A 14,164-nucleotide genomic window follows, 5' to 3' on the forward strand; every position below is an offset into this window, starting at 1 on the left:
TTAAACGCCTAATTTATTTAGTAATTCCTGCTTATAAGTTCTTCCTATCGGAATTTTATGATTACTCACAAAAATGGTATTACCAGAAATCTTATCTACAAATTTACTATTTATTATGAAGGATTTATGAACTTGGATAAATTGATTAGCAGGAAGTTTTACAATCCAGTTTTTTAAAGAATCTATATATGAAAGTTTTTGTGTTTGGGTTGTAACAGTTATATAATTTCTATCTGATTCTATATACAAAATAGTATTTAAAATTATTTTATGATGTGTTTTATCAACGTTTAAGAACAAAACATTTTCACTTTCTCCTAATGTGTTTTTTGATGTTTCTAATCTATCCTTTGCTTTATTAATAGCTTTAAAAAACCTATCAAATGAAAAAGGTTTTACCAAATAATCCAAAATGGTATCCAGTTCAAAACTATTCACAGCATATTCTGAATACGCTGTTGTCATAATAATTGCTGGTGGATTTTTAATGGTTTTAATAAAATCTAAACCAGACATATCTGGCAAGTTTATATCCAAAAACACAACATCAACATCATTACCATTTAAAAATGAATTGGCCTCAATAGCAGCTTTAAAAGTACCAAGCAATTTTAAGTCTGGAATTTTTGCAATAAAATTCTTTAAGATTTTTTGTGCTGGAATTTCATCTTCTAGAATAATACAATTCATTTTAAATCTATATTTAATGTCACTTTAAAACTATCTCCTTTTTCAATACTAAATTTATAAGCACTATTATAAATAAGTTCTAGCCGCTTTTCAAGGTTTTGTAAGCCAATTTTTAAATCGGTAGCTGTTACTTTATTCTTATCAAAATCATTTTCGCAGACAAACTTTAAAAGGCCTTTTTCAACTTCAATATCCACTAAAATATCACTATTTAGAGTGCTGTGTTTAAAGGCATTTTCAATAATAGTGATTAATAGCAAAGGTGCTATTTGGTGTTGAAATGAATCTATCTTTTTGGTATAATGAATTTGCTTGACACCTTCAGTTCTAATGGTTTGAAATTTAATGTAATTATCAATAAATTGAATTTCTTTTTCAAGTGAAATAGTTTTCTCATTACTTTCATATAAAACATGTTTCAAGTTATCTGAAAGCATTAAAATAAGCTCTGGTGTTTCATTAGGTTTTTCAAGTGAATAAGAATAAATAGTATTCAAATTGTTAAACAAAACATGCGGATTTATTTGAGATTTTAAAAACTTAAGTTCCATTTCGGCATGTTCTTTTTTAACCTTTACGACCTCTTCTTGCTCATCAATAAATCGATATAAAATCCATATAAATGAAAAGAAAATAAGCGGCACCAAAGTTTGCCACAAATAATCACTTAAACATTTAAAAACAGTACATCCACATTGTGCAAAAGTGTAACAATATAATTGTGTTGCTAAAAAAGATATAATAGCAAATACAAAAACATAAAGTACATATAGCTTCTTTTTAACAAAAAATGGTAGCAGGAAAAAATTATTGAGATATACAATGGCTACCAAAAGTGAAACATATTGCAAAAACGGGTTTTCTTTCCAATAGAAATTTGAAAACAGAAATAATGACACAAATACAAAAAGCATCCAAAAAAGGATGTGCACTAAAACTTGAGAAATATTTTTATTAATTACAGTCATTTAATCTTTGAAAATAATTAGAAAAACTAAAACAGTCAAAGATTATGTACAAAAAGGTAGTTTGTAATTGCAAACAGCAATTATTTAAACAATATTCATTTTCTTCAGTAAGAAAGATGCATTCATATTTTTACAAATACCTACTTTTAATGTGTAATCAAAATGAAGCTCGTCGTTTATAATTTCGGCATCAAAATAATAGTTTTTTACATCTTCCAGTTCTTTCTCAATTTCACACAAACTCAAATCGTGAGTTGCTATAATTCCTGTGGCGTTTGAAGCCACTAATTTCTCAACAAACTTTCTAGATCCTATAGCTTTATCGGTGCTATTTGTGCCTTTTAAAATTTCATCTAAAACAATAAAATAAGGTTCTTTTTGAATGGCATCTACAATGTATTTTAAACGTGTTAATTCTGAAAAGAAATACGAACTATCATCTGTTAAAGAATCTGATGTTCGCATACTTGTAATTAATTTTACTGGCGAATATTCACTTGATTTTGCACAAACAGGTAATCCAACATTAGCCATAACAATGTGTAAAGAAACGGTTCGTAAAAAGGTACTTTTACCAGCCATATTTGCGCCTGTTACAATAAAAAACTGCTCGTTATTAATAGTTAAATCGCTATCAACACGTTTTTCCTTTTTTAACAACGGATGTCCTAAATGTTCAGCTTTTATAACTGAACCATTATTTACTATTATTGGAAACACATAATCTGGATGATTGTAAGCATAATTTCCTAATGAATTGTATGCATCAAAAAATGACACGGTTTCAAACCAATCGGATACTTTATTGCCGTGTTGTTTAATCCATTGTTCAATTCTATAACTATTTTTTATATCGGCTAGAAAATAACCATTTCCAAAAATGGCTCCAATAAGATTATTTCGGTTATCTAAGGCATCTAAAGATTTTGAAAATTCCTTAAAAACGATTGAAGCTTTTTTATTGTGAGACTGTATTTTCTGTTGCTTTTGTTGTAATAATTCTGATGAAAACTGCTCGTTTTCAATTAAATCTAGCAATAAAGCATATTGCCTAAACGTGTCTCTAACTTTATCTGTATTTGAAGCTAAAACACTTATTTTTTTAATATAAGTTCCTGTAATTCCTAAGCCAATTAGTAACCAATAGCCTATAAATGCTTGATTTGATATTAGGTTTAAAACAGTAAGCGTAAATATTAATAAAGAAAGTATGGTGAAAACCATTGGTAACCATTGCATTGCTTTTGGTAAAAATGCTTTGTGATTTTGTAACCAATGTATAATTTGTTTTGCTGGAGTTTCAACATGTACCAAACTTGATGTTGCTGTGTAATGTTGCCTCCAATTTATTTTATCCTTTAATTCTTTAATAGCCTCTTGCCTTAAAACAATATCGTTTACATCATTTGCTTTTAAAGTATCGGCTAGTTTTTGTGTGCCTTCATTTATAGCTGTTCTATTTATAAATTGAAAAAAAGAACCTCTTCCAAATAAATCTATATCTAAACTGTAAAAGTGATTTGGGTCTTGAAATTCCGAACCTCCCAATCTATTATGAAAATCGCCAGAAGCTATTTTAACCTCATCTTCATTAATATTAACAAGCGCTTTGTTTAAAGCTTTTGTTCCTTTTAAATTGGTGTATTTTGAAAGTAAAATAACAAAAATTATAATTCCAACAACAGCAATAACAACAGAAACTTGCCATTTTGAGAAAGCCATATAAACCCCAAAAACGGTTAGCAAAAAAACCGCTATTCTATACATGCTTAAAAGTGTCATTTTGTTCGTTAACCTTTTTACTTCGGCAGTGTAAGTTTCTATGTGTTTGTTATAATAATCTAAGGGGTTTTTCATTTTAATTTTTAATTTGATTCCGATTTCACAAGAATGATAATTTTAAAGGAAACCTCGAAAACATTTTTTCTAAAAGTTAATCTCAAGTAAAGAAACAAAAAAGCCCTGAAATAATTCAGAGCTTTTAAGTTGTGTTTTTATAATTTTAGTCTCTAGACATAAAAATATTTAATACATACCAAAACAATAACATTAAGGATGCAAATAAACCTAAAGCTGCTGGAATATATTGATCGTTTGAATAATTATGAACTAAGTTTGACGTTTGATATAAAATAGATCCTGCTGCTAATAAGCACATCCCTACAGAAAACCAAAGCCCCAAATTAAAGCCGAAAAGACTTCCAGCTATTATTAAACCAAGGGCTATAAAAAAGCCAACTGTTAAACCCGCTTTTAAAAACGAAAAGTCCTTTTTTGTAACAAATACAATTGCAGATAATCCAGTAAATAAAGCTAATGTTACTATGGCTGCTTGATTTAACAAATCAAAACTCTGAGTATAAGCAATAGCCATATAAATTAAAGGCAGAAAAATAAATGCTTCTGCTAAAATATACAAACCAAATGCTAAATATTGCTTATTAGTATCTGGTGTTTTTAAAGCCATTTTTTCAGCATAATTAGTGATAAACATAAAACCTCCTAACATGATTAACCAACGAAAGCCTTGCGTCATTGATAAAGCAAAATTCACAATGGTCTCACTTTGTAATAGTAAATATTCAAAAAGAACAAATACTAAAACACCACCAGCAACATGAGAGTACGTTTTTTTGTAAAATGCCACTTTTTCAACATCAGACAAATCGTTAACTACTAGTTTATTTTGAATCATATTTTCCATAAATAAAATCGTTTTAATTCTAAATAAATGTAATAAAAAGAAACCGAATTCCTAAGTATCCCATAAGAATTCGGTTTATATAAAGTGAGTTTTTAATTTTAATCTCTTCCTCCAAATACTTGAAGCGCCCAATATAATAATGAAGCTAATGCGCCAATAGCTGCAACAACATATGTTCTAGCTGCCCATTTTAAAGCATCTTCAGATCCTGCATATTCTTCTTGAGACACCATGTTTTTATTTTTCAACCAAGCTAAAGCACGATTACTAGCATCATATTCTACTGGTAAAGTAATAAAACTAAATAAGGTTGCAAACCCCATAAAAGCTACTCCAGCTGCGGCAACCCACCAACCTAAGCCTAAACCAGCAGCTCCACCAAGTACTAAACCACCAATAATTAACCATTGTGACATTCCAGAAGTTACACTAACAACAGGAACCAAACTTGAACGCATTTGTAACCAACTGTAAGCTTGTGCATGTTGTACGGCATGACCACATTCGTGTGCTGCAACTGCTGCCGAAGCTGCGTTTCTTTGATTATAAACCGATTCACTTAAGTTAACAGTTTTATTTTTTGGGTTGTAATGATCTGTTAATTGACCTGGTGTTGAAATAACTTCAACATCAGTAATACCATGGTCTGCTAACATTTTTTCAGCAATTTCTGCGCCACTCATTCCATTACGTAATTGCACTTTTGAGTACTTTTCGAACTTACGCTTTAAAGTATTGCTTACTAACCAACTAACCAATGCAATAGCACCAATTAATATATAGTATCCCATCATTCCATTCATAATTCTTTTAATTTTAATTGTTTAATATAAAGATAGCAAAAATAGCGCCAATTATATATTATGAAAGTTTGTCAGTTTTTAAACCTACAAATTGAAGGTTTCGGCAATTTCTTTATAAACGACTTTTCCTTTAACAATATTTAATCCTTTGGATAATGGAACACTATTTTCACAAGCTTTTTCCCAACCATCATTTGCTAATTTAATAACATAAGGCAATGTTACATTGGTTAATGCTACAGTTGATGTATATGGAACCGCGCCTGGCATATTGGCAACACAATAATGCACAACATCATCAATAATATAAGTAGGATCTTCGTGTGTGGTTGCTCTTGTAGTTTCAAAACATCCGCCTTGATCTACTGCAACATCAACAATTACAGTGCCTGGACGCATATCTTTAAGCATATCTCTTGTAATAAGTTTTGGTGCTTTTGCCCCTTTTATTAAAACACCACCAATAATTAAATCGGATTCTTTAATGCGATTTCTTATATTATATTCACTTGAAAACTCGGTTATAACATGATTTGGCATCACATCATTTACATAACGTAATTGCTTCATGTTTATGTCCATTATTGTGACATGAGCTCCTAATCCTGCAGCCATTTTAGCCGCTTGAATTCCCACAATACCTGCTCCTAAAACTAAAACTTTACCTGGTGGTACTCCAGGAACGCCACCTAATAAAACACCTCGACCTTTAATTGGTTTTTCTAAATACTTAGCACCTTGTTGAATAGACATTCTACCAGCAACTTCAGACATTGGAATTAATAATGGTAAGGATCCATCTGCATCTTCAACGGTTTCGTAGGCAATGCATACAGATTTGCTTTTTATCATCGCTTTAGTAAGTGTTTCGCTAGACGCAAAATGAAAATATGTAAACACTACTTGGCTTGGCTTAATTAAATGGTATTCCTCTTGTATTGGCTCTTTAACCTTTACAATCATATCGCTAGAAGCGTAAACCTCTTCAATCGTTTTTAAAATAATTGCCCCTGCTTCTTGATAATCTTCATCAAAAAAACCACTTCCAAAACCAGCACTGGCTTGTACATAAACAGTATGATTTTTTTTAGCAAGTTCAAAAACACCAGCAGGCGTCATTCCTACTCTATTTTCGTTGTTTTTAATTTCTTTTGGAACACCAATTTTCATAAAGATTATTTTAGGTTACATTCAATGCACAAATTACAACGAATAAATAAAATATTGGCTTACAAAATTAGGTTTCTAGATTTTTACGAACTTCTAGAAAATGGAAATATTATTTTATGAAACAGGGAATTTAGACTAAGAATTAACCTCTATAATTATGAAGTTGATTTATTCTTTACTGTATTTAATTTTGAAATATACCAATATAAAAGAAGATACGACAGTTATGCTATTAGCAAAAATCATAGATGGGCTATTTATTAAAAAACCATAAGCCAACCATAAAATAATGCCTATAAAAAACATTAGGAGCATGGGTAAAGACAAACTTGAAACATCTTTGGTTTTCCAGGTTTTATAAACTTGCGGAAGAAATGCTGCTGTTGTTAAAATTGCTGCTGCAAAACCAATGAGTTCCATATGCTAAATTACTGATCTAACAATTTTACAGAACTTGCTTTAAATCTATTATCTATAATCTCTCCTGTAACTTCTGCTTTTCTAATAACTTCACAAAATCCTGAATGTTCATCATGAGCATCGCCAAAATCATCGATATCTGCGCCATCAACAAAGTAAGATTTGTCATTTATACGAACTGCTAAATCGCAACCTTTTTGAGAAGTCATATCAAATTGACATTGTCCGCAAGACAATTCTACAATTTGTTTTTTGCTGCTATTGCTTGCGCAAGAAACCGCAAAAAAGAAAACATAAACTAAAAATATATTTTTCATAGGCTTATAATTAATCAAACTCACCATAAGGATCATATTTTATACCAGTAAACTCTAATAAATCTTTGTCACCATCCTCATCATAATCAACTTCTACTTGATATGTAAATCTTGTTTCGTTTACTTCAATTATAGTGTAAACGAGTACTAATTGTTCTCCAAAATAGAGGTTTATTTTATTCCCAATTAACTCCCATTCTAAACCAGTTTGACTTACGGCACATTCAGCACAATTAGAACAATTTAACACAACTCTTTCTTCAAAATCAAATTCCTTTCCTTCTGAATTGTAAAACTGAAAAAGGTCTCTTTCACAACCTTCAGTATGTTGATATAAATACGTTTCGCCATCTACTCTTACAGTTTCATAAGACCATGAGCCTACAATAGCTTCAAGAAAATAGGCTTCACGCGGATCTGGAGAAGTATCATCACTTTTTGAACATGATATTAATCCAAGTATAACAAAACTTAAAAGCGCTTTTTTCATAACGAATTTATTAGCCTACAATATTAACAATTTTACCAGGAACTACAATCACTTTTTTAGGCGTGCGCCCTTGCAATTGTTCTTGGGTTTTTTCGTGAGCTAAAACCGTTTTTTCAATCTCATCTTTACTCATGTCTAACGGTAATTCTAGTGTGAAACGCATTTTACCATTAAATGAAATTGGGTAATTTTTGCTGCTTTCTACTAAATGACTTGCATCAAATTCTGGAAAAGGAGCCGTTGAAATAGACTCGCTATTTCCTAACTGATTCCATAATTCTTCTGAAACATGAGGTGCATAAGGCGACAGTAAAACCAATAAAGGTTCAAGTATTTGTTTACTTGTACACTTTTGAACTGTTAACTCGTTAACCGCAATCATAAAAGTAGACACCGATGTATTAAACGAGAAATTCTCGATATCTTCTTGTACTTTTTTAATGGTTTTATGTAATGTTTTTAAATTATCTTTAGTTGGTTCTGCATCATTTACATTTAATCCTTCCTCTCCAACATATAACTTCCAAAGTTTTTTAAGGAAGTTGTGTACACCTGTAATACCAGCCGTATTCCAAGGTTTGTATTGTTCTAAAGGACCAAGAAACATTTCGTAGAGACGTAAGCTGTCTGCACCGTAATCTGCAACAATATTGTCTGGATTTACAACGTTGTATTTAGATTTAGACATTTTTTCAACTTCGCGACCAACCTTGTAAACACCGTCTTCTAAAACAAACTCTGCATCTTTATACTCTTCTCTCCAATTTATAAAAGCTTCAATATCTAATTCATCTGAAGAATTAACAAATGAAACATTGGCATGAATAGGTCTTGCTGGAAAAACTCCATTCAACCAAGCTATGGATATAAAACCTAAATTTCCAGAAGCAACTAAAAGACTATTATATAAATCTTTAACCTTTATAAAAGTTTCTTCATCAATTCGATAATTAGTCAATATTTCTGCTTTTGTTTGAGGATTACTTTTCCACAAATCATGAAATAACTCAAGGTGCTTATAAATAAGCTCAAGAGCTCCTTTGCTTATGATTAAATTTTTTGATGAGTCACTTTCAGAATCCGCTTCTTTACTTGCAAAACCACCATCATATATGTAAACAAAAGCACTAGTCCCCAAAATCATACCTTGATTAATCAGTTTTTTTGCAAACTCATCAACGGGAACTTCACCTTTATCAAATAAGAATTTTTGCCAAAAACGTGAGTACAATAAATGTCCTGTCGCATGCTCGCTTCCACCTATGTATAAATCGACATCTTTCCAGTAGTTTAGTGCTTCTTTACTTGCAAATTCCTCGGTATTATGCGCATCCATATAACGATTAAAATACCACGAACTTCCAGCCCAACCTGGCATGGTGTTAAGTTCTAGAGGATGAATAGTGGTGTTATTTATTTTATCGTTAGAAACTACTTGATTGGTTTCAGTACACCAAGCCCAAACTGTGGCGTTTCCTAATGGTGGTTCGCCAGTTTCGGTTGGTAAATATTTTTCTACTTCTGGTAGTTTTATTGGCAAATGTTCTGCTTCAATCATTTGTGGCATGCCATTTACATAATACACAGGAAATGGTTCACCCCAATAACGTTGGCGACTAAAAACGGCATCTCTTAATCTATAATTGGTTTTTCCTTGGCCATGACCAATTTTCTCTAACTCAAAAATAGCGCGTTTGGTGGCTTTTTTATAGTTCATACCATCTAGGAAATCACTATTTGCAATAACGGTTTTCTCTTTATCAGAAAAAGCTTCTTCCGAAATATCTTCACCTTCAAAAATATTAGGTATTGAAATGTTGAAATGTTTTGCAAAATCGTAATCGCGTTGATCACCACAAGGCACAGACATTACTGCTCCTGTTCCGTAACCTGCTAAAACGTAATCGCCAATCCAAACAGGAATTGGTTCTTTTGTAAAAGGGTGTTCTGCATACGCCCCTGTAAATGCTCCTGAAATGGTTTTTACATCGGCCATTCTATCGCGCTCACTACGTTTTGCAGTGGCTAGAATATAAGCCTCGACCTCAGCTTTTTGTTCTGGAGTTGTTATTTGTGATACTAATTCGTGTTCTGGAGCTAAAGTCATAAAACTTACTCCAAAAATAGTGTCTGGTCTTGTTGTGAAGACTTCTATTTTATGAGATTGATTTGCTTTGTTCGCAATGACGTTGAAAGTCACTGAAGCTCCAACCGATTTTCCAATCCAGTTACGCTGACTTTCCTTTAAAGAATCTGTCCAATCTATTTTATCTAAACCTTGAAGTAAACGTTCTGCATACGCCGAAATTCGCATACTCCATTGTGTCATTTTTTTACGAATAACAGAATGTCCGCCACGTTCTGAAACGCCATTTACAATTTCATCATTCGCTAAAACGGTTCCTAACGCTGGACACCAATTAACTTCGGTTTCTGCTAAATAGGTTAATCTATATTGTAATAATATTTCTTGTTGTTTTACAGTATCAAAACCATTCCAATCATCAGCAGAAAATGCTTCTACATCATCATCGCAAACTGCGTTTACATTAGCATTTCCTTCAGCAGAAAACACTGAAACCAAAGTTGAAATATCTTCGGCTTTATTACTATCATTGTTATACCAAGAGTTGAAAAGCTGAATAAAAATCCATTGTGTCCATTTGTAATAACTTGGATCACTGGTACGAACTTCGCGAGACCAATCGAATGAAAAACCTATTTGATCTAATTGACGACGGTAGGTTTTAATGTTTTCGGCAGTGGTAATAGCAGGATGTTGCCCAGTCTGAATTGCATATTGCTCTGCAGGCAATCCAAAACTATCATAACCTTGCGGATGCAAAACATTAAACCCTTGATGGCGTTTGTAACGCGCATAAATATCGGAAGCTATATAACCTAACGGATGCCCCACATGTAAACCCGCGCCACTTGGGTAAGGAAACATATCCAGAACATAATATTTTGGTTTTTCACTATTGTTTTCGGCTTTAAACGTTTTGTTTTCTGCCCAATATTTTTGCCATTTGGCCTCTATTTCGTTGAAATTGTATGTCATTGTAATGATTTCCGCTTATAAAAGCGCAAATTTACGCTTTATATATAAACTTAAAAACCTTTTGTATTTATTAGTTTATTAAGTAAAAAACCATGCTGTTTTAATAATATAAATTTACTTTTGATGCCTTAAAAACACAGTATTGAATTCAAATATTTACAAAGCTCATTTTGCGCTTCTTGGAGCTAATTTAATTTACGGTGCAAATTACATTATTGCGAAAGGCATTATGCCAGATAAAATTAGTCCGTCGGCTTTTGTTTTTATTCGTTTAGTTTGTTCTACAGCACTTTTTTGGGGTATTAAATTTTTATTTGTTAAAGAAAAAGTTGAACGAAAAGATTTTTTAAGATTAATACTTTGTGGCTTACTTGGTGCAGCGGCAAACATGATGTTTTTCTTTCATGGTATAAATTTAACATCGCCTGTAGATGCTTCAATAATTATGACAGCAACACCTGTTATTGTTCTTATTTTTAGTTTTTTCATCTTAAAAGAACGCTTAACCAAAAACAAATTAATTGGTATTACCATTGCTGGTATTGGAGCAGTATTTCTTATTGTTTACGGAAATAAAGCTGCAGGAAACAGTTCCTTACTAGGTAATTTGTTTGTTTTTTTTAATGCTAGCTGTTATGGACTTTACCTCGTTATAGCAAAAACATTAATGAGAAAATATAATGCTATAACTGTAATTAGCTGGATGTTTTTATTTGGACTCATTTTTATTTTTCCTTTTGGATTTAACGATTTCACCAATACCAATTTTGATGCTTTTACCACTAACACCTATTTGGTTGTAGGCTATGTTATACTTTTTACAACCTTTTTAACTTACTTATTTAATGTTTATGCGCTTAACTTTGTATCGCCATCTGTAGCTAGTAGCTATGTTTATTTACAGCCTGTAATTAGCTTTTTAATGGTAAGTATTTATGCTTATGTTTTAATGAAAGATGAATATGCTCAAGATATTGATAGTGTTAAAATATTAAGCTGCTTAATGGTTGTTATTGGTGTGTATATTATTAGCAAACGACCTAAAAAACTAGCTTAAAGCGATTAAAACACAACAATTTTAATATGTTTTAGTTAATATAAATGCAGATTGCAGATACTTTATTATTTTTACATTCGTTAATCCACATTATATGAGTTCATCATTTGAAAAGCACCAAAAACGCAGACTTATTTCTTCCTATTTTTCAGTTGTTTTAAGTATTGCTTTGGTATTATTTTTATTAGGATTATTGGGTATGCTTGTGCTAAATGCTAAAAAAGTGTCTGATCATTTTAAAGAGCAAGTAGTCGTAACTATCTATTTAAAAGATTCGGCTAAAGAAGTTGAAACTAAACAACTTGAAAAAAGTTTAGCTATGGCAGATTATGTAAAGTCTACCGAATATGTTTCAAAAGAACAAGCTGCCGAATTTATGAAGGCTGAAAACGGTGAGGATTTTATGGATTTTGTGGGTTACAATCCGTTACAAAACTCAATAGATGTTCATTTAAAAGCCGATTTCGTAACCTCCGAGCATCTTGAAAAAATTTCTACGGAAGCGTTAAATAAAAACTTTGTAGATGAAGTGACTTATGATAACGATTTGGTAAACCTTATGAATGATAACGTTAAAAAGATAAGTTTTTGGGTATTGGTTATAAGCGGCATTTTTACTTTAATTGCTGTTTTATTAATAAATAGCTCAATTAGATTATCGGTATATTCTAAACGATTTACCATAAAAACCATGCAAATGGTTGGTGCTACAAAGCAGTTTATTCGAAGACCATTTGTTTGGAAAAGTGTACGACTTGGTATGTTAGGCGCTTTTTTAGCACTTATTGGAATGGCTATTGTTTTATATTATTTAAATAAAACATTTTCAGATTTACAATTATTAAGCAACCCCGTTTTAGTGACTTTATTATTTGTTTTAATTTTTGCTTTAGGGATTGTTATTACTTGGATTAGCACCCACTTTGCAACACAACGTTTTTTAAATTTAAAAACAGACGAGTTGTATTATTGATTTTTTTAAATAAATCTTAAGAGTCATTTTTCAATAAATGTTTTACTTTGCACAATATTACTAGTAGTTATGGGAGAAAAAAAACGAAAAGAAGAATCAAAACCTGTGTTTGTATTTGGAAAGAAAAACTATAAATTCATGTTTATAGGTTTAGCTATTATTGCTCTAGGTTTTATTTTAATGTCTGGCGGTGGTAGCGACGACCCTAATGTTTTTAATCCTGATATTTTTAGTTGGAGACGCATTCGTTTAGCACCAATGTTAATCCTTATTGGGTTTGGTATTCAAGTCTATGCTATTCTTTTAAATCCTGATAAAAAATAGTTCTCAAAACTATTTCTCATACTTCAAAATCACTTGAATTCACATTTATTGGAGCATTAATAAGGTTTCAGCAAACTTTGTTGTCATTTTAGAAAGATATTTGCTACTGTTTTTCATGGCATCATCTAGATTTTTAGCTTGATTTATTACTGCATCTGAATACGAAATCCCTAGTTTTTTTGCATCTTCATTTAAAAGTGACACACTGCCACATAGAGCTGCTACAGGTATTTGATACTTTTTAGCAGAAGTTAACACACCTTGAATCGTTTTTCCTGAAAGTGTTTGATTATCTAATTTTCCTTCGCCAGTTATAATCCAATTAGCACCTTGAATTCTTTTATCAAAACCAATTAAATCCTTTACCAAATCGATGCCCGATTTTAACTCTGCATTTAAAAACACCATAGCGCCTGCTCCCATTCCGCCAGCTGCTCCAGAACCTTTTATATTTTGAACATCTTTACCAAACTGCTCTATAAACACATTAGAAATATTTTTTAAGCCTACATCTAATTGCTTTATTTCATTCTCTGAAGCACCTTTTTGTGGCCCGTAAATATATGCAGCGCCTTGTTCTCCATATAACGGATTAGTAACATCGCAAGCGACTTTAAAATCTATATCATTTAAATCTTCAATGACATTATCTGTATTTATATAATGAATTTTTGATAAATTTTCACCTATTGGACTCAGTTCAATTCCATTCTCATCTTCAAACTTATACCCTAAAGCAGTAGCCATACCAATACCACAATCGTTAGTTGCACTTCCTCCAATACCAAGAATAATGGTTTTAGCACCTTTTTTTATAGCATTCAAAATAACTTCGCCAGTCCCCAAAGTTGTGGTATGAAAGCAATTCTGTTCTTCTGGTTTTAAAAGAGCCATTCCAGAAGCTCCTGCCATTTCAACAAAAGCCGTTTTAATAGCTTCCATATAAAGATACGATGTATTAATTGGTCTAAATAACGGGTCGTTAACTTTTACATTTAAAAGTTGCCCGTTTAAATGGTATTCTAAAACTTCAATTGTACCATCACCACCATCAGAAAGTGGCAAGTTTATTATTTCAACATTTTGCAGCACTTTTCTTAAACTATCCTCAACAATATCACAAAATTGCATGCCTGTTAAAGAGCCTTTAAATTTATCTGGCGCGAGTACAATCTTCATAAATAAAA

Annotated in this window: 14 protein-coding genes; 3 read left to right on the top strand and 11 right to left on the bottom strand. The window is 31.6% G+C overall.

What is annotated here, in order from left to right; genetic code table 11:
* The 10 genes from BT151_RS02195 to BT151_RS02240 form a co-directional block, all read right to left on the bottom strand.
* Positions 1-690 (bottom strand): LytR/AlgR family response regulator transcription factor, encoded by a 690-nt coding sequence (locus BT151_RS02195; RefSeq protein WP_072400128.1) that lies wholly within the window; start codon positions 688-690, stop codon positions 1-3.
* Positions 687-1,658 carry a sensor histidine kinase gene (locus BT151_RS02200; RefSeq protein ID WP_072400129.1) on the bottom strand — a complete coding sequence of 324 codons (972 nt, stop codon included), beginning with the start codon at positions 1,656-1,658 and terminating at the stop codon, positions 687-689. The genes BT151_RS02195 and BT151_RS02200 overlap by 4 nt, the downstream gene beginning before the upstream one ends.
* An 84-nt stretch (positions 1,659-1,742) precedes the next feature.
* Positions 1,743-3,515 carry a MutS-related protein gene (locus BT151_RS02205; protein ID WP_072400130.1) on the bottom strand — a complete coding sequence of 591 codons (1,773 nt, stop codon included), beginning with the start codon at positions 3,513-3,515 and terminating at the stop codon, positions 1,743-1,745.
* Positions 3,516-3,660: 145 nt separating this feature from the next.
* Positions 3,661-4,362 carry a Bax inhibitor-1/YccA family protein gene (locus BT151_RS02210; RefSeq protein ID WP_072400131.1) on the bottom strand — a complete coding sequence of 234 codons (702 nt, stop codon included), beginning with the start codon at positions 4,360-4,362 and terminating at the stop codon, positions 3,661-3,663.
* Positions 4,363-4,460: 98 nt separating this feature from the next.
* On the bottom strand, positions 4,461-5,156 hold the full coding sequence (locus tag BT151_RS02215) for a zinc metallopeptidase (protein WP_072400965.1): 696 nt from the start codon (positions 5,154-5,156) through the stop codon (positions 4,461-4,463).
* A 93-nt stretch (positions 5,157-5,249) separates the two neighbouring features.
* Positions 5,250-6,335 carry an alanine dehydrogenase gene (gene ald, locus BT151_RS02220; protein WP_072400132.1) on the bottom strand — a complete coding sequence of 362 codons (1,086 nt, stop codon included), beginning with the start codon at positions 6,333-6,335 and terminating at the stop codon, positions 5,250-5,252.
* A gap of 168 nt (positions 6,336-6,503) precedes the next feature.
* A complete protein-coding gene (locus tag BT151_RS02225; protein WP_072400133.1) occupies positions 6,504-6,755 on the bottom strand; it encodes a SemiSWEET family sugar transporter in 252 nt (83 codons plus the stop codon).
* Positions 6,756-6,763: 8 nt separating this feature from the next.
* Positions 6,764-7,072, bottom strand: coding sequence for a DUF6370 family protein (locus BT151_RS02230; RefSeq protein ID WP_072400966.1), 309 nt, complete (start codon positions 7,070-7,072; stop codon positions 6,764-6,766).
* Between the two features lie 10 nt (positions 7,073-7,082).
* Entirely contained in the window at positions 7,083-7,562 is a 480-nt protein-coding gene (locus tag BT151_RS02235; protein WP_072400134.1) for a lipocalin family protein, read from the bottom strand.
* 10 nt (positions 7,563-7,572) lie between these two features.
* Complete coding sequence (locus BT151_RS02240; RefSeq protein ID WP_072400135.1) at positions 7,573-10,623, bottom strand: leucine--tRNA ligase; 3,051 nt, start codon at positions 10,621-10,623, stop codon at positions 7,573-7,575.
* A gap of 142 nt (positions 10,624-10,765) precedes the next feature.
* Between BT151_RS02240 and BT151_RS02245 the strand changes: the two genes are divergently transcribed.
* The 3 genes from BT151_RS02245 to BT151_RS02255 all read left to right on the top strand — a co-directional run bounded on the left by BT151_RS02245 (position 10,766) and on the right by BT151_RS02255 (position 12,977).
* Positions 10,766-11,680, top strand: a complete 915-nt coding sequence (locus tag BT151_RS02245) for a DMT family transporter (protein WP_072400136.1) — start codon at positions 10,766-10,768, stop codon at positions 11,678-11,680.
* A gap of 94 nt (positions 11,681-11,774) precedes the next feature.
* Complete coding sequence (locus BT151_RS02250) at positions 11,775-12,653, top strand: cell division protein FtsX (RefSeq protein WP_072400137.1); 879 nt, start codon at positions 11,775-11,777, stop codon at positions 12,651-12,653.
* Between the two features lie 69 nt (positions 12,654-12,722).
* The gene (locus tag BT151_RS02255) at positions 12,723-12,977 is read left to right on the top strand and encodes a DUF3098 domain-containing protein (protein ID WP_072400138.1); all 255 of its coding nucleotides are present in this window, start codon (positions 12,723-12,725) and stop codon (positions 12,975-12,977) included.
* A gap of 45 nt (positions 12,978-13,022) precedes the next feature.
* Here BT151_RS02255 and BT151_RS02260 read toward each other — a convergent pair whose 3' ends face one another.
* Positions 13,023-14,156 carry a glycerate kinase gene (locus tag BT151_RS02260; protein ID WP_072400139.1) on the bottom strand — a complete coding sequence of 378 codons (1,134 nt, stop codon included), beginning with the start codon at positions 14,154-14,156 and terminating at the stop codon, positions 13,023-13,025.
* Positions 14,157-14,164 lie beyond the last annotated feature (8 nt).

The organism is Flaviramulus basaltis (assembly GCF_900114265.1).
In the GTDB taxonomy this organism is placed as follows: Bacteria; Bacteroidota; Bacteroidia; order Flavobacteriales; family Flavobacteriaceae; genus Flaviramulus; species Flaviramulus basaltis.